This window comes from Pseudomonas sp. PONIH3, from assembly GCF_002934345.1.
Classification (GTDB): Bacteria; Pseudomonadota; Gammaproteobacteria; order Pseudomonadales; family Pseudomonadaceae; genus Aquipseudomonas; species Aquipseudomonas soli.
The window spans coordinates 5,898,338-5,912,345 of sequence record NZ_CP026386.1 but is presented as its reverse complement, the minus strand read 5'-3'; the positions used below and the strand labels follow the sequence as shown (position 1 = coordinate 5,912,345).

Genomic DNA, 14,008 nt, shown 5'->3' with positions numbered 1-14,008 from the left:
TCAGTTCTGCATAATCTTCGACAGCATCGAGAACCACGTCTCGACGAACTTCATCATCACCTCGGTAGAGGTGGTGTAGCGCGACCCCGCGTCATTGAGCAGGGTGGTCTTCTCGGTCACCCTGTCATTGACGATACGCGTGCGATCGCTCAAGGCCTGGGAGAAGTTGGCAAGCGGGTTGTTGTCCTTGTGCCAGGTGTATTCCGCTTTCAGGTCATCCATCGGTCCGCTGACCCTGTGTCGCCGATGAACACTGCTATCGGGCGACAGGCCGGTGGGCTTGGCTGCCAGGAACTGCTGTACCGTCACCGCGGCAGTGCCGTACGAAGCAAGTAATCGATGTTCAGGGCTGGTTTCCCAGGCAGCCGCATCCAGGTCGTACAAGTTCGGGTCGAAGAGGTTGAAGCCCGGGTCCTGAAGATCGAAGGTGCCCTTGTCTGCCATGACCACGTTGACCTTGGACTGGATCACGCTGAAGATCTTCAGCTCTGCGGTGAGGCTTTTCAGCTGCTCACTCAGCTCTGTACGCTCGGTTTTCTGCTTGCGCATGCGTAAACCCATCGCCGCCATCACCAGCTCGTCCATGCTTAGCCGTTCGCCCAGGTTCACCAACTGCAGGGGAGCGCCCGGCAACCACGCCGCATAGGCTTGCAGCAACTGGATCAGGGCATCGGCTGGCTCGTCGGGCAGAGGATCGGGCAGCAGGCTGTCGAAGTAGGACCGGCTTTGCGCCAATCGCGCCTGTCCTTCGGGGCCCAGCAAGGTCTCGATGACCTGCCGCCGCTGCTCGCGGCTCAATGGCAGGCCATGATCATCCGCAGCCGTGATCGCTTTCTGGTCGAGAAAGCACTCCACCCTCTGGATATCGACCCAGATCTGCGGGGGTGCCACGCGATCAACAGGCGGCAAGGGGGCTAGGCGGTTGAATGCGTCGATAGAGCTGTTCATCATCTGTTTCCGGTTGGCTGGGTACCCCGTCTCAAGGTAAGGCTGGCCATGACCAGGCTGAGGTACCGACAGATGAAGTCTATTGAGGTGGTGGCGACCATTCCGTCAGGCCCGGTCGCGATTTTGTAGTTCAGGGGTATGGTTTCTGACGCCAGAATGGCGTCAACCAATGCGCCCTAGTGGCTGGATGTTGATCTGCGTCGTGAGCTCCTGAAAGGACAGCACAGGCAGGTCTGAACAAACGCCTTCGACCAACTTGCGCACATAGCGTCGGATGTCCATGGACACCACCAGCACGGGCTTTGCCTGGGCTTCATGCAGGTTGCCCAGCGCTGCCTTTAGCTGGGCGAGAAAGGCATCGCTCTGCGCAGGTTCCAAGGCCAGGTAGCTGCCGGCGCTGGTCTGCCGGATGCCGTTGCGGATCATCTCTTCGGCCGACGGATCGAGCAGGTAGGCCGGCAGCAGGTTGTGGCCACTGGCATACTTGTAGCAGATATAGCGTTTGAGGCTGCTGCGCACATATTCGACCAGCTGCACCACGTCCTTTTCCTTCTGCCCCCACTCCACCATGGCCTCGAGGATCGAACGCATGTTGCGGATCGATATGCCCTCGCTCACCAGCCGCTGAAAGACCTCGGTGATTCGCTGCAATGGCAGGATCCGCTGAACCTCCTTGACCAGCTCACCATAGCCCTGCTCCATCTGCTCCAGCAGGTAGCGGGTTTCCTGGATGCCGATGAAATCCCCAGCGTATTCGCACAGCACATGGGACAGGTGCCAGGCGAGCACCTGGTCGACCGCCAGGAAGGCACAGCCGGCACGCGCCAGGCGATCACGCTCGCTCTGCTCCACCCAAAGGCTCGCACGTCCAGGCAAGAGCGCTTCGCCTTCTACGTAGGGCACGCCGACAAGCTCCAACTGGCTGAGCTTCTCCTGAACCAGAAGACACCCAGGCTTCAGCCTGCCTCGCGCCACCGGCACTTCCTGCAACAGGATGCGGTACTCCCCAGGGCCGAGCGCGCTATTGAAACGCAGGCGGATACCAGGGAACGGCACGCCATGGTCCAGATAGAGCGCCTGGCGGACCCGTGCCAGTTCATCGTTCAACGAAGCGGCTTCCAGGGCGGCTTGCAACTCGCTGTCCACATCGATGAGCAAGGGCACCGTCAGGGCAAAGACCTGCGGATCGCCGCCCGCCTTCGCCTTGCCAGCGGGTTTCAGCGCGGGAGCGCCGGCACCATTGGCCAGCAACGCCGGCAGACCGCCGCCGTGCTGTTGGCCTGCCTCTTCGACCCGCCGCTGGCGAATCGCCCACCAGCCTCCGCCGCCGACCATCAACGCGAGCATGAAGAACGTTACTGTCGGGAAGCCCGGGATGAGTGCGAACAACCCCAGCAAGGCGCCACCGATCAGCAGCGCCTTGGGCTGCGCCATGACCTGGCTGCCGATGTTCGCCCCCAGGTCATGGGCACCTTGACCGTCGCGGGTGACGATGATTCCCGCGGTGATGGCGATCAACAACGCCGGCACCTGGCTGACCATGCCGTCGCCGACGGTGAGCACCGCGTAGACCTGCAGCGCATCAGCCGCGCCCATGCCCTTCTGCATCACGCCGATGGCCAGGCCAGCCAGCAGGTTGACGATAATGATCACCAGCCCGGCGATAGCATCACCCTTGACGAACTTCATCGCGCCATCCATGGCACCGAACATCTGGCTGGCCTTCTCCACCTCGCCACGGCGCTCACGGGCCTCGTTGACGTCGATGACCCCGGCGCGCAAGTCGCCGTCGATGCTCATCTGCTTGCCCGGCATGGCGTCGAGGGAAAACCGCGCGCTGACTTCCGCTACCCGCTCGGCGCCCTTGGTGATGACCAGGAACTGCACGATGGTGATGATCAGGAACAGGATGCAGCCCACCACCAGGTTGCCACCCACCACAAAGTCGCCGAAAGTCTGCACGATCTGCCCGGCATCGGCTTCCAGCAGGATCATCCGCGTGGTACTGATCGACAGCGCCAGGCGAAACAGCGTGGTGACCAGCAGCACCGAGGGGAACACCGAGAAATGCAATGGCGAGACCACATACACCGACATCATCAGCAGCACCACCGCGATGGTGATGTTCAGGGCGATCAGCAGGTCCAGCAGCAGGGGCGGCAGTGGCAGGATCATCATGAACACTACCGCCAGCAACATCACGGCCAGCATCAGGTCCTTGCGCTTGCCGATCCGGCCGAGTATCCGGGTCAGCTGATTCATCGACGCGCCTCACGACGCAGGTACTCGGCATAGGTGGCCTGGGCCTGCTCCAGTCGGCCAGCCATTTGCTGCGCCTGGCTCAGGCATAGCCACAAGGACGGCCGCAGCTCGCCTGCTTCGCGCAGCGCCAGGCACTGCCGTTCGGCGCTCGCCCAATCGCCCAATTCCAGCGCTGCCACCACTGCGGCCCGGCACCCGACGCGATGCTGGGGAACGGCGCGCAACAGCACCTCCAGCAATACCCGCGCCAGTTCGGGCCGAGCGCATTGCAGATGCAACCAGGCCAACAGCTGCAAGACATCCTGCTGTTCGTTCGACAATTTCATGTGTTCACACCTTGAGCAAGAAGTTAACGCAGTAACCCAGCGTGCGCCGATCGGCCAGCAGCGCTTGCACAAGCGCCGCTGCCTCTCGGTCCCCGGGAATCTGCGACGCAAGCAACTGCTCCATCAACGAACCCAGCGCACGGGTGAAGCATTGCGGGTCGTACAGGCTGCGCAGGTCATGCTCGGGCCTGGCGTAGGCCAGCCGCAGGCGTGCCGCTTGATACTGCGGGTACAGCTCACGCAAGTGCGCCTGCACCGGGTGCCTCGGCCGAGGCAAAGCCTCGCATCCTGGCGAGGCACGCGCCGCGTCGGCTGGCGCCCACGGTAGCCAGGAATGATCGACCTGCCCGGCCGGTTCGATAAAGCTCATGTCGCCAAAACCTCGGTGCGTACACGCGTCAGCAAGCGATAGGCCAGATGCAAGGCCTGCTCGGTCAAGCCGTGTTCGTCGAGGCCTGCCAGCAGCACCAGACGATCGTCGGCAAGCAGTCCACAGCGCAGCAGGCAACCTGGGGCCTGATGTTCGTACACCTGCCTGAGCGCACACTGCATGGCGCGCTCGAACATCGCCCCGTGCACGGGAAACTCCAGCCACAGCGTCAACTGCCCCCCTCGCCGTTCGAGCTGCAGAACGCCTGCCCCTGGCAGCTCCAGGCGCAGCAACGGCTCCTGCCGATGCGCTGGCGCCACACCCAAATGGCGACAGAACTGGGCAACGGCTGCCGTGCACGGATCCATGCTCATGCCTCCCGCGCGCCGCACAGCAGCGCCTCCTCGTCGTCGATGGCCTGGTCCATGGCCAACTGCCAGATCGTCAGCAGATGCTCGCGATGCGCCTCGTCAGTGAATACTTGCACGGGCAGCAGACGGAAGATCCGCTGCAACTCACGCAGACACTGGATGCGTTGCGCCTGCGGGCCCAGCGGCATCGCCACGAGCAGGCGCTGGATGTCCTGCACTGTCGTCCAGCGTTTATCGATCAGCGCCAGGAGGTCGCCGACCAAGTCAGAAGGTCCGTACGCCACTGGGCTCTCCGGCGAGCTGGCGGAACAGCGCGACAGTGTCGCCTTCCAGTTTCTTGAGCGCCTGCACCAGCTTCATGTCGCTGACCACCTGTTGCAACCGGTTGCTGTCCAGGCTCGAGGACGGACCATTGATATGGCTGGCCAGACCATTGAGCATGAACTGCGCAATATCGGCGATGGCGGCATCGCCAAAGCGTGCACGCAGCTCATCCCAGGCATGCCTGAGCCCGCGATAGTCGCACAGGAAGTCGCAGTACACGCCGCGCAGCGCCCCCACGTCGGCCACCCCCTGGGCCTGCGTCGCCTGGGCCAGCGGACCGATCTCGATGCCCAGTTCGATCGCCTGGCCGTGGCGCTGCATCAGGGTTGCCAAGGCCTGGTCCAGCTTGCCGGCCAAACCATGCGCATCGCCCGACGCGCCCAGCGCGTCACGCGCATACGCCAGCGCCAGGTAGCGATGACAGGCCTCAGCGGAAAATCCATCCAGGCGCGCGTCCAGCTCACCCGGGGTCAGCTGGGGATGCTGGCGCAACCAGGCCACCAGTTCATCCAGTGACCGACGCTGCACATCCGGTACCTTGGCCAACATGGCCTCGGCCTCCTGGCCGGCGCGCGATCCCAGCTGACGCGCATCGGTAACGCGACTGCGGCTACTGAGCCGCGCGTTGGCCAATGACGAGAACGCCATGGACACCTCTTCCGCCATGCTGGCCTGTTGCGCCATCGGTATCACCTGCTGCCCTTGCGAAACCGGCGCCCCTAGCGCCTCCCAACCGGGCACCATCGCCAGCACCGGTTCACTCCGTATAAAGCCGACGCCTTCGCTCATCCCCACCTCGTCGCCACGTCAAAGAATGAGCACCATGCTAGAGGCAAGCCCTGCGCCCCACTGTTGCCACTGGCCGCTTCTTTTTAGCCTGTGGCCAGGTGCGACAGTAGCCGACCGAAAACTAAAAACATGCGCCTCACAGTGAAATCCGCTGCGCAGCAGGCCACCTAGAATGGCGCGCATCTTCGTGCCGTAACCTTTCCCATGCCGCCATCGCTGCTCCAGATTCCCCAGACCCTGCTGGGCGCCGTGAACAACGCCACCTTGGTGCAAGTCAACGGCAAGGTCACCCAGGTCACCGGCACCCTGATACGCGCGCTGGCGCCGGGCGTGCAGGTCGGCGAGCTGTGCCGGCTGCGCAAGCCGGGCGGCCAGCCTGAACTGCTGGCCGAAGTCATCGGCCTGCAGCAGGAGCAGGCGTTGCTCGCCCCGCTGGGCGACATGCAGGGGCTGTGCACGCGCACCGAAGTCTGCCCCACCGGCGGCATGCACCGCGTGGGGGTAGGCGAGCACTTGCTGGGGACGGTGCTGGACGGCCTGGGCAATCCGCTCGACGGCAGCACGACGGCGACACCACAAGCCTGGTACCCCGTGCATCGGGACGCGCCATCGCCACTGAGCCGCAAGCTGGTCGATACCCCCTTGAGCCTGGGCGTGCGTTGTATCGATGGCCTGCTCACCTGCGCCGAAGGGCAGCGCACAGGCATCTTCGCCCCCGCCGGTGGCGGCAAGAGCACTCTGCTGGCCACGCTACTGCGCAACGCAGAGGCCGACGTGATCGTGCTCGCCCTGATCGGCGAGCGCGGTCGCGAGGTGCGCGAATTCATTCACCAAGAACTCGGCGAGCACGGCCTGCGCCGTGCGGTGCTGGTGGTCGCGACCTCTGATCGCCCGGCCATGGAACGCGCCCGGGCGGCCTTCGTCGCCACCAGCGTCGCCGAATATTTCCGCGACCAGGGCAACAAGGTACTGCTGCTGATGGACTCCCTGACCCGCTTCGCCCGGGCCCAGCGGGAGATCGGCCTGGCCGCGGGCGAACCGCCTACTCGACGCGGCTTCCCGCCTTCCGTGTTCGCCCAGTTGCCGCGCCTGCTGGAACGCGCAGGGCAATCGGCCAAGGGTTCGATCACCGCGCTTTACACAGTGCTGGTGGAAGGCGACGACCTGAACGAGCCGATCGCCGAGGAAACCCGCTCGCTCCTCGATGGCCATATCGTCCTGTCCCAGGCCCTGGCAGCCGCCAACCACTACCCGGCCATCGACGTGCTGCGCTCGGTCAGCCGGGTCATGAACCAGGTGGTCAGCCCGGAACACCGGACCGCCGCCGGCCGACTGCGCGAATGGATGGCCCGGTATGAGGAAGTCGAACTGCTGCTCAGGATCGGTGAATACACGCACGGCCAGGATCTGCTCGCGGACCAGGCCATCGGCAAACGCGAAGCCATCCGCGCCTGGCTCTGCCAGCCTTGCGACGAGAACGTCTCGCTGCGACAGAGCCTCGACCAACTACTCGAGATCACCCGATGCCCCTGACTGCCCTTGCGCACATCAAGCAACGCAGGCTTCAGCGGGCCGAGCGTGAAGCGCGAAGCCAACTGGCCTTTCTACAGAAGGCAGAAAAAGCCAAGGCACAATCTGTCGAGTCGTACCTGGCCTTTCAACGCGGGTCCCGCGAAGAACAACAGCGCCTGTTCGCCGCGCATGTCGGCCAGTTGATCGACTGTCGTGCCTTGGAGCACTGGCGTCGACAGGTCAGCCTGCTCGGTGAGCGCGAAGCGAGCCTGCACAGGCAAGTCGTTGCCTGCGAGGAGGCACTGGCGCGCCAGCACACGGCACACCAGCAGGCCCAAGCGCAGCTCGCCCAGACTCGACAAAAAAGGGACAGCTTCGTCCAACTACGAGATGAGGCTCACCAACGCGCCGCTCGGCTGGCGGAATGCAGGCAGGAGCTCGAGCTGGAGGAGCATCGCTTACACGGTGGCTTGCAACCATGAAGACCCTGCCCGTGCCTGCCTTACCAATCCCGCCGAATGACACGCCTCGCTTGCCTCCCCTGAACAGCCAGCGGCTGTTGTTCGAACAGCTGCTAGCACCACCGGAAAGGCAGGGCATGCCTCGAGAGGCTGGCCATCTGCGCCTCGGCTACCCTTTGGCGCCCGCCATGCGCAGGACGGAGCACTATCCACCTGTGCCTGCCCCACCGACGCTAACCGAGGATGTTGTCATGCATCCCTTCACCGCGACGGCGCCCGAAGAACTCGAGGCGCCCGGGTCGACGGTCCAGAGCGTACCCGAGACCGTGCAGCGAGACATTCGCGATCACGCCGACACCCTGCCCAGTCGCCTGCTACCCCAGGAAAGCGCCATACCGGCCCCGGTTCATGCCCTGACCTGTGAACGTGCAGTGGTCGACAGGGTACTGCCCTGCCCGGGCGTCACCTTCAATGAAGACCTGCAGATACTGGTGGATCGCCTGCACCTGCAAGTGCTCGGTTGCAAGGCCGACAAGCGCGAACTGACCCTGCTGCGTGCTCGGTTGCCGCAGTTGGGAGCTGTCGAGGTGCACATGCGCCATGGAGGCGCAGGTTTGCAGGTGGAGATCCAGGCCGCGCCAGCGAGTCTGCGGCAATTGCAGGTGGCTTGCGCAGACCTGCTCGAACGCCTGCAACGGCTTGATCCAGCGCAGCCGGTCAGCCTCGGCTTTTCCGCAAACGGCGACGGCGAGCAAGGTTCACGCAACCGGCGCCACGTGCTCGACGAGTGGTGGCCCGAACCATGAGCCCAGCGAGCTTCCCATCCGCTAACGAACAGGAGCTGCGCCTGCAGCGACTGCTGAGTCATCGCCAACGTAGCTATGTCGATGCCGAGCGCCAGGCCTTGCTGGACATCGTCGCTTGCGAGGGGGACACCGACCTGGTCGTGCTGGTCGATTGGCAAGGCTTGCCGGCGCGCCTGCTGTGCCGTCGGCAGCATCTGGCGCAATGGTTGGCGCCACATTTGCAGGAAGCCGACTTCGCCAGCCTGCCGGCACCGTTGCAAATGGCGTTGCTGCAACGGGACAGCCCTTGGCTTCCTGGCCTGCAATGCCTGGGTATCGAACCGGCAGGTGTCTGCCAGCGCACGGCGTGCCTGCAAGTATCGCTGAAGCACGCCACACGCGCGCTGACCTGCTGGGTGCAAGGCGATTGCGAGCGCCTGCTCGCCAGCTTGCCGCGACGCCCGCTGCGTGAACGCCTGAACATCGCGCTGAACCTCTCACTGCAATGGCCCCCCCACGACCTGTCGCTGCACGAGCTGCGTGAACTCGGCATGGGCGACATCCTGCTGCTGCCCGCCGCCACGCCAATGCCACCCCGGTTACTCGGTGTGCTCGACGGCCATCCCTGGGCAGAACTGCTGCTCAACGACACACACCTGGAGCTAGTCCGCATGCACGAATCATTACCGCCGCCCGATACCGCGCTGGGGGAACTGGAGCAATTGCCGATCGCGGTCAGTTTCGAGGTCGGTCGCCAGACCCTTGACCTGCACACGCTGTCGACCCTGGGGCCAGGCGCCCTGATAGAGCTGCACAGCCCGCTGGCGGCCGAGGTGCGCATTCTTGCCAATCAGCGCTATATCGGCAGCGGCTTGCTGGTGCGCATCGACGGTCGCCTCGGGGTGCGGGTGACGCGGCTGCTGGAAAACGACCCGACATGATCCAGTTGCCTGACGAACTGAGCCTGATCCTTGGCCTGGCGCTGCTGTCGATGGCCCCTTTCATTGCGGTCATGGCCACCTCGTTCCTGAAGATGACCGTGGTCTTCTCGCTGCTGCGCAACGCCCTGGGAGTACAGCAGATCCCACCCAACATGGCCCTGTATGGCCTGGCGATCATCCTCAGCATCTACGTCATGGCGCCGGTGGGCATGGCCACCTACGACTACCTGAATACCCATGAGACAGTCCTCGGTGATGCTCACTCGATCGAACATTTTCTCGACGAAGGCCTGGAACCGTTTCGCACGTTCCTCGACAAACAGGTCAACGAACGCGAGCGCGCCTTCTTCCTCGACAGCACGCGCCAGTTGTGGCCCAGCCACTATGCCGAACAGGTCGACGGTAACAGCCTGCTCGTCCTGCTGCCCGCGTTCACCATCAGCGAACTGACCCGGGCCTTCGAGATCGGCTTCCTGATCTACCTGCCATTCATCGCCATCGACCTGATCATCTCCAACATCCTGCTGGCCATGGGGATGATGATGGTGTCGCCAGTGACCATCTCGCTACCCTTCAAGCTGTTGCTGTTCGTCCTGCTCGATGGCTGGGGGCGCCTCTCCCATGGCCTGGTGCTGAGCTACGGGGGCTGAGATGAGCAGTACCGAAGTCCTGCACTTCGCCAGCCAGGCGCTGTGGTTGATACTGATCCTGTCACTGCCGACGGTGCTGATGGCCGCGCTGGTGGGTACGCTGGTGTCGCTGGTCCAGGCGCTGACCCAGGTGCAGGAACAGACCCTGGGCTTCGTCGCCAAGCTGGTCGCGGTGGTCGTTACCCTGTTCGTCACGGCCGACTGGATGGGCAGCGAGCTCTACCGCTACACCGATCTGGTGCTCGAGCGTGTCCTGTGGGTGCGATGACTGTCCATGCGCTTGAACAGGCCCTGCTGAACTTCAGCCTGATCCTGCCCAGGCTGTTCAGTTGCTTCATCGTGCTGCCGATCCTCGGCAAGCAGGTACTGGGCGGCGCGCTGGTACGCAATGGCGTGGCGTGCTCGGTGGCGCTGTTCATCTACCCCAGCGTGGCGGGCACCGTGCCGCCAGGCCTGGATGGGCTGCAACTGGGGCTGCTGATCGGCAAGGAAGTGCTGCTCGGCTTGCTGCTCGGGTCCATCGCGTGCATCCCGTTCTGGGCGCTGGAGGCCTGCGGCTTTCTCATCGACAACCAGCGCGGAGCGACCCTGGCGTCCACCCTCAACCCGTTGCTGGGCAGCCAGGCCAGCCCCACCGGAGCGCTGCTGCTGCAGACCCTGGTCACCCTGTTCTTCACCGGTGGCGCCTTCCTGGGACTGCTTGGCGCCTTGCTGGGCAGCTACGCCAGCTGGCCCGTGGCCAGCTATTACCCACAGATCAGCGACCAGTGGAGCGTGTTCTTCCTGGCCCAGTTCGACTACCTGATGACCCTGTGCCTACTGTTCGCCGCGCCCCTGCTGATCGCCATGTTCCTCGCCGAGTTCGGCCTGGCACTCATCAGCCGTTTCGCCCCGACGCTGAACGTATTCATCCTGTCCATGCCGATCAAGAGCCTGGTCTGCAGCGCGTTGCTGGTGCCCTATCTGTACCTGTTGATGGCGCAGGCCCAGGATCAGGTGTTCAGCGCGCTGCACGCGGTGCGCCTGCTCGGCCCCTTGCTGGAGCAGCCATGAGCACGGAAAAGACCGAGTATCCTACTCGGGCCAAATTGCGCGATGCACGACGTAACGGCCAGGTGGTCAAGAGCAAGGAACTGGTATCCAGCGTGCTGATCCTGAGCCTCGCCACGTTGCCCCTGGGCTTTCCCGACTACTTCCTCGGACACCTGCGAGCGCTGATGCTGCTTCCCGAGCCCCTGCTCCACCTGCCTTTTCGCCAGGCATTGGAGCTGATGCTGCAACAGTTGCTGCACGAACTGCTGTGGCTCACCCTGCCGTTCCTGCTGACCACGTTGATTGCCGCCAGCGCGGGCAACCTGCTGCAAACCGGCTTGCTATTCAACACGCAGTCGCTCTCACCCGACCTCAAGAAGGTCAGTCCCGTGGAGGGGATGAAACGAATCTTCTCGCTCAGGAACCTGCTCGACTTTCTCAAATCCTTGCTCAAGGTGCTGCTGCTCGGCGCATTGGTGCTCGGTCTGCTCAGCGATAACCTGCCCGCGTTGCTGCGGGTTCCACTGTGCGGCATCGGCTGCATCCTGCCTGTTCTGGGCAACCTGCTGGGCCAGCTGATCGGCGTCTGCGCCGTTGGTTTCATGGCGATTTCAGCGGCCGACTACGGCCTGGAGCGCAGGCAGCATCACCAGCAGTTGCGCATGAGCAAAGATGAGGTCAAGCGTGAGCGCAAGGAGCAGGAAGGCGCGCCGGAGCTCAAGCGCGAGCGCCGCAAACGCCACCGTGAACTGCAGCACGGGACGTTGCGTGCAGACGTCAGGCGTTCGTCGGTCATCGTCACCAACCCGACCCACATCGCAGTCGGCCTGCGCTACGAGGCCGGGGAAACCCCGTTGCCGCTGGTCACCCTGAAGTACACCGACGAGCAGGCCCTGCGGGTACGCCGAATCGCCGAGGAAGAAGGCGTGCCGGTGCTGGAGCGCATACCCCTGGCACGGGCGCTGTTCGCGGACAGTCTGGAGGAACAATACATCCCCGGCGAGTTGATCCAGCCGGTGGCCGAGGTGATTCGCTGGTTGCAGGCGCAAGAGAAGACGCCGCCGGTCTGAGCAGGTTGCGCCCGTTCCTCAATGGCTGAGCGGCCAGTTGCTATACCACGATACCGCGCTGCGGCAATGGCCGGCGCACGGGCAAGATATCCTGCCGCACAGGCGGTCGAACAGGCTGACGAAGCTGCGCCCAAAATACCTGGAGCAACCCATCGCGCTCCTGGTCATCGCGGATGGCTCGCGCCGCGGCGGCCAGCACCGCCTCATGGCCATGTTCGAGCGGGCTCATGGCGATCCAGCCTCGTTATCAGCAACCCCTTGCACCAACACTCGCTGCAAGGCGCTCAACTGCCCTTCGATACTGGCGTCGATGACGCAGCCCGCGGTTTCCAGTCGACAACCGCCGCGTGCGAGCCGAGCATCACCACAGATTTCCAGGGGGCCCGTGTCGGGAAACTGCTCGAGAATTGCATCGATACGCAGGCGGACCTCGCGCACCTGTTCGGGGCACACGTGCAGAACCAACGCCTCGCATGGCTGAACCTGCGCCAACGCTTGGCGCGTGGCGGCCAGCGTCAGCTCGATGTCCGGGTAGGCCCCCAGCACCTTGCCCACCGCCTGGTACACCACCTCACTCAGTTGCCGGTCTGCCTGGCGATAGAGCTCTGCACAGCGCAAACGCACGCTGTGCAGCATCGCCGCCTGCTCGATCGCGGCCATTTCCAGCCCGACCTCGTGCCCAAGCCGATGCTGCGCCTCAAGTACCGCATCGGCCTGGGCATCGAGTTCGCTTGCACGCTGACGAGCGCTTTCGATCAAGGCACCGGCCTCGAGAAAGCGCTGGTAGTCGGCGCTGCGCAACACGGTACAACCTGGTTCGACCATCGGCCGGCAATCATTCAGTTCAATAAATGGCAACATTCCAGGCTCCTGTCTCGGGCCACTTTCAGGCAAAGGATACGCGCCAGGGCGCGCTGATCGTCGCTCAACGGCCAGGTCGGCAACACACCGGCGCCAGGCAGGCGCAGGGCCAGGCGCCGGGCAAAACCGGGATCGGTACAACCACAGGCCTGCAGCCAGAACGACAGCCCCTGCAAGGGCAGGTCCACCTCCAGCGCGCCGCTTGGCAGCGCCCGCTGCCAGCCTGGTGGCCATGGACCGATGATCAGCCGCCATTTCTCCAGGCAATAGCGCAGGCCCTGATCGCCAAGGGCGTGGCGCAAGCGCGTCTGGTCGGCTCGGGCGAGCAGTCGCATGATGGCCTGGCCATGCAACAAGCCGCCCACAGTGGCCAGAACACGTTCGAATGCTGGCTGCGGATAGAGGGCCAGCCCACCCAGCCGTTCTGGTATTTCAAAGGGTTCGGCCAGGTCCAGCGCCGACAGCAACCAACCATTGATCGCGCTGTCCCGACGCCAATGCGGCAAGGCCTGAACTACCTGCAGCAACGGCTCAGGACATTGAGCCTGGTGCAAGTAACTCGCAGGGCAATAGCGAAGCTGAAACGGGGTCATGCTCGCTGGCGCCACCACAGGTACTGTGCAAGATTGCTTAGTAACAGCATCCCCAACAATGCCCCGACCAGCGCAAGCAGACGCAGGCGCGAACCCTCCATCACCTGAATCGACAGCAGCGTCGCATGCCGCGCCCCTGGTCGCAGCTGACGAGCCTGGGTGGAAGGCACCAGCACCACACTGATGCGTTCGTAGTCCAGGCCTTCGATGCTGTTGCTCAACAGCTGTTTCATCTGCCCGATGTACAGGTCCAGCGGCGCGTCCGCCGCATGCTTGATGAAGATCGACGCCGAAGCCGCACGGGCCGGCGCGCGCAGGGCGTCACGCGGCTCAGGCAAGACCACATGCACCCGCGCCACCAGCACGCCATCGATTTCCGACAGGGTGCGCGACAGTTCCTGGGACTTCACATAGGTCAGCCGCGCGTGCTCCTCCAGTGGCGACGAGATCAGGCTGTCCCGGGGGAATACATCACTCACCGTGGAGAACATCTCCCGTGGATAGCCCTGGCGCTTGAGCGCGGCTACCGCATGGCCGATGTCGGCCTCGCCGATCAGGATCTTCACCTTGCCGTCCTTGTCTTGCGCCTTCACCGCCTCGATGCCCTCGGCATCCAGCACCGCGAGCATTTCGTTGGCTTCGCGCTGGCCGAGGCCCAGGTACAACTCGACCTTGCAACCGCCCATTACCATTACCGTCAAAAGCAGCAAGCA

General features: G+C 63.9%; 19 protein-coding genes. 8 read left to right on the top strand and 11 right to left on the bottom strand.

Translation table 11 applies throughout. The features are described 5' to 3' along the window. From C3F42_RS27430 to sctW, 7 genes are all read right to left on the bottom strand, one after another. Positions 1-948, bottom strand: coding sequence for a virulence-associated V antigen (locus C3F42_RS27430; RefSeq protein ID WP_158659601.1), 948 nt, complete (start codon positions 946-948; stop codon positions 1-3). Between the two features lie 162 nt (positions 949-1,110). After that, the gene (gene sctV / locus C3F42_RS27425; RefSeq protein ID WP_104445131.1) at positions 1,111-3,210 is read right to left on the bottom strand and encodes a type III secretion system export apparatus subunit SctV; all 2,100 of its coding nucleotides are present in this window, start codon (positions 3,208-3,210) and stop codon (positions 1,111-1,113) included. Continuing rightward, positions 3,207-3,536 carry a type III secretion protein gene (locus tag C3F42_RS27420; RefSeq protein WP_104445130.1) on the bottom strand — a complete coding sequence of 110 codons (330 nt, stop codon included), beginning with the start codon at positions 3,534-3,536 and terminating at the stop codon, positions 3,207-3,209. Before C3F42_RS27420 ends, sctV begins: the two co-directional genes overlap by 4 nt. 4 nt (positions 3,537-3,540) lie before the next feature. Next, positions 3,541-3,906 carry a hypothetical protein gene (locus C3F42_RS27415; RefSeq protein WP_104445129.1) on the bottom strand — a complete coding sequence of 122 codons (366 nt, stop codon included), beginning with the start codon at positions 3,904-3,906 and terminating at the stop codon, positions 3,541-3,543. Continuing rightward, positions 3,903-4,274 carry a hypothetical protein gene (locus tag C3F42_RS27410; RefSeq protein WP_094011325.1) on the bottom strand — a complete coding sequence of 124 codons (372 nt, stop codon included), beginning with the start codon at positions 4,272-4,274 and terminating at the stop codon, positions 3,903-3,905. Before C3F42_RS27410 ends, C3F42_RS27415 begins: the two co-directional genes overlap by 4 nt. A gap of 2 nt (positions 4,275-4,276) precedes the next feature. Then, positions 4,277-4,540 carry a TyeA family type III secretion system gatekeeper subunit gene (locus C3F42_RS27405; protein WP_052062219.1) on the bottom strand — a complete coding sequence of 88 codons (264 nt, stop codon included), beginning with the start codon at positions 4,538-4,540 and terminating at the stop codon, positions 4,277-4,279. A 1-nt stretch (position 4,541) separates the two neighbouring features. Further along, positions 4,542-5,390, bottom strand: a complete 849-nt coding sequence (sctW, locus tag C3F42_RS27400; protein ID WP_081941277.1) for a type III secretion system gatekeeper subunit SctW — start codon at positions 5,388-5,390, stop codon at positions 4,542-4,544. A gap of 204 nt (positions 5,391-5,594) precedes the next feature. On the opposite strand from sctW, the gene sctN reads away from it, so the two are divergent. The 8 genes from sctN (at position 5,595) to sctU (ending at position 11,841) form a co-directional block, all read left to right on the top strand. Beyond that, positions 5,595-6,923: a type III secretion system ATPase SctN gene (gene sctN, locus C3F42_RS27395; RefSeq protein ID WP_104445128.1), complete on the top strand. Its 1,329-nt coding sequence runs from the start codon at positions 5,595-5,597 to the stop codon at positions 6,921-6,923. Next, the gene (locus tag C3F42_RS27390) at positions 6,914-7,384 is read left to right on the top strand and encodes a YscO family type III secretion system apparatus protein (RefSeq protein WP_104445127.1); all 471 of its coding nucleotides are present in this window, start codon (positions 6,914-6,916) and stop codon (positions 7,382-7,384) included. The genes sctN and C3F42_RS27390 overlap by 10 nt, the downstream gene beginning before the upstream one ends. Positions 7,385-7,614: 230 nt before the next feature. Then, complete coding sequence (locus tag C3F42_RS27385) at positions 7,615-8,169, top strand: type III secretion system needle length determinant (protein WP_052062220.1); 555 nt, start codon at positions 7,615-7,617, stop codon at positions 8,167-8,169. After that, positions 8,166-9,089, top strand: coding sequence for a type III secretion system cytoplasmic ring protein SctQ (gene sctQ, locus C3F42_RS27380; RefSeq protein ID WP_104445126.1), 924 nt, complete (start codon positions 8,166-8,168; stop codon positions 9,087-9,089). The genes C3F42_RS27385 and sctQ overlap by 4 nt, the downstream gene beginning before the upstream one ends. Continuing rightward, positions 9,086-9,739 (top strand): type III secretion system export apparatus subunit SctR, encoded by a 654-nt coding sequence (gene sctR / locus C3F42_RS27375; protein WP_023629664.1) that lies wholly within the window; start codon positions 9,086-9,088, stop codon positions 9,737-9,739. The genes sctQ and sctR overlap by 4 nt, the downstream gene beginning before the upstream one ends. 1 nt (position 9,740) lies before the next feature. After that, positions 9,741-10,007, top strand: a complete 267-nt coding sequence (sctS, locus tag C3F42_RS27370) for a type III secretion system export apparatus subunit SctS (protein ID WP_023629663.1) — start codon at positions 9,741-9,743, stop codon at positions 10,005-10,007. Beyond that, positions 10,004-10,792 (top strand): type III secretion system export apparatus subunit SctT, encoded by a 789-nt coding sequence (sctT, locus tag C3F42_RS27365; RefSeq protein WP_094011323.1) that lies wholly within the window; start codon positions 10,004-10,006, stop codon positions 10,790-10,792. The genes sctS and sctT overlap by 4 nt, the downstream gene beginning before the upstream one ends. Beyond that, complete coding sequence (gene sctU, locus C3F42_RS27360; protein ID WP_023629661.1) at positions 10,789-11,841, top strand: type III secretion system export apparatus subunit SctU; 1,053 nt, start codon at positions 10,789-10,791, stop codon at positions 11,839-11,841. The genes sctT and sctU overlap by 4 nt, the downstream gene beginning before the upstream one ends. A gap of 40 nt (positions 11,842-11,881) precedes the next feature. Here sctU and C3F42_RS27355 read toward each other — a convergent pair whose 3' ends face one another. From C3F42_RS27355 to sctJ, 4 genes are read right to left on the bottom strand one after another with little or no spacing between them, the layout of a single operon-like run. Beyond that, a complete protein-coding gene (locus C3F42_RS27355; protein ID WP_023629660.1) occupies positions 11,882-12,070 on the bottom strand; it encodes a hypothetical protein in 189 nt (62 codons plus the stop codon). Beyond that, positions 12,067-12,702, bottom strand: coding sequence for an HrpE/YscL family type III secretion apparatus protein (locus C3F42_RS27350; RefSeq protein ID WP_023629659.1), 636 nt, complete (start codon positions 12,700-12,702; stop codon positions 12,067-12,069). The genes C3F42_RS27355 and C3F42_RS27350 overlap by 4 nt, the downstream gene beginning before the upstream one ends. Next, positions 12,681-13,295: a SctK family type III secretion system sorting platform protein gene (locus tag C3F42_RS27345; RefSeq protein ID WP_104445125.1), complete on the bottom strand. Its 615-nt coding sequence runs from the start codon at positions 13,293-13,295 to the stop codon at positions 12,681-12,683. The genes C3F42_RS27350 and C3F42_RS27345 overlap by 22 nt, the downstream gene beginning before the upstream one ends. Then, positions 13,292-13,981: a type III secretion system inner membrane ring lipoprotein SctJ gene (sctJ, locus tag C3F42_RS27340; RefSeq protein ID WP_023630368.1), complete on the bottom strand. Its 690-nt coding sequence runs from the start codon at positions 13,979-13,981 to the stop codon at positions 13,292-13,294. The genes C3F42_RS27345 and sctJ overlap by 4 nt, the downstream gene beginning before the upstream one ends. Positions 13,982-14,008: the final 27 nt, after the last annotated feature.

Coding starts and splice junctions, on each gene's coding strand:
- C3F42_RS27410 (WP_094011325.1), bottom strand. CDS start 4,274: ATGGATCCGTGCACGGCAGCCGTTGCCCAGTTCTGTCGCCATTTGGGT.
- sctU (WP_023629661.1), top strand. CDS start 10,789: ATGAGCACGGAAAAGACCGAGTATCCTACTCGGGCCAAATTGCGCGAT.
- C3F42_RS27420 (WP_104445130.1), bottom strand. CDS start 3,536: ATGAAATTGTCGAACGAACAGCAGGATGTCTTGCAGCTGTTGGCCTGG.
- C3F42_RS27415 (WP_104445129.1), bottom strand. CDS start 3,906: ATGAGCTTTATCGAACCGGCCGGGCAGGTCGATCATTCCTGGCTACCG.
- C3F42_RS27345 (WP_104445125.1), bottom strand. CDS start 13,295: ATGACCCCGTTTCAGCTTCGCTATTGCCCTGCGAGTTACTTGCACCAG.
- sctJ (WP_023630368.1), bottom strand. CDS start 13,981: ATGGGCGGTTGCAAGGTCGAGTTGTACCTGGGCCTCGGCCAGCGCGAA.
- sctS (WP_023629663.1), top strand. CDS start 9,741: ATGAGCAGTACCGAAGTCCTGCACTTCGCCAGCCAGGCGCTGTGGTTG.
- C3F42_RS27350 (WP_023629659.1), bottom strand. CDS start 12,702: ATGTTGCCATTTATTGAACTGAATGATTGCCGGCCGATGGTCGAACCA.
- sctR (WP_023629664.1), top strand. CDS start 9,086: ATGATCCAGTTGCCTGACGAACTGAGCCTGATCCTTGGCCTGGCGCTG.
- sctQ (WP_104445126.1), top strand. CDS start 8,166: ATGAGCCCAGCGAGCTTCCCATCCGCTAACGAACAGGAGCTGCGCCTG.
- sctT (WP_094011323.1), top strand. CDS start 10,004: ATGACTGTCCATGCGCTTGAACAGGCCCTGCTGAACTTCAGCCTGATC.
- sctV (WP_104445131.1), bottom strand. CDS start 3,210: ATGAATCAGCTGACCCGGATACTCGGCCGGATCGGCAAGCGCAAGGAC.
- C3F42_RS27430 (WP_158659601.1), bottom strand. CDS start 948: ATGAACAGCTCTATCGACGCATTCAACCGCCTAGCCCCCTTGCCGCCT.
- C3F42_RS27355 (WP_023629660.1), bottom strand. CDS start 12,070: ATGAGCCCGCTCGAACATGGCCATGAGGCGGTGCTGGCCGCCGCGGCG.
- sctN (WP_104445128.1), top strand. CDS start 5,595: ATGCCGCCATCGCTGCTCCAGATTCCCCAGACCCTGCTGGGCGCCGTG.
- C3F42_RS27390 (WP_104445127.1), top strand. CDS start 6,914: ATGCCCCTGACTGCCCTTGCGCACATCAAGCAACGCAGGCTTCAGCGG.
- sctW (WP_081941277.1), bottom strand. CDS start 5,390: ATGAGCGAAGGCGTCGGCTTTATACGGAGTGAACCGGTGCTGGCGATG.
- C3F42_RS27385 (WP_052062220.1), top strand. CDS start 7,615: ATGCATCCCTTCACCGCGACGGCGCCCGAAGAACTCGAGGCGCCCGGG.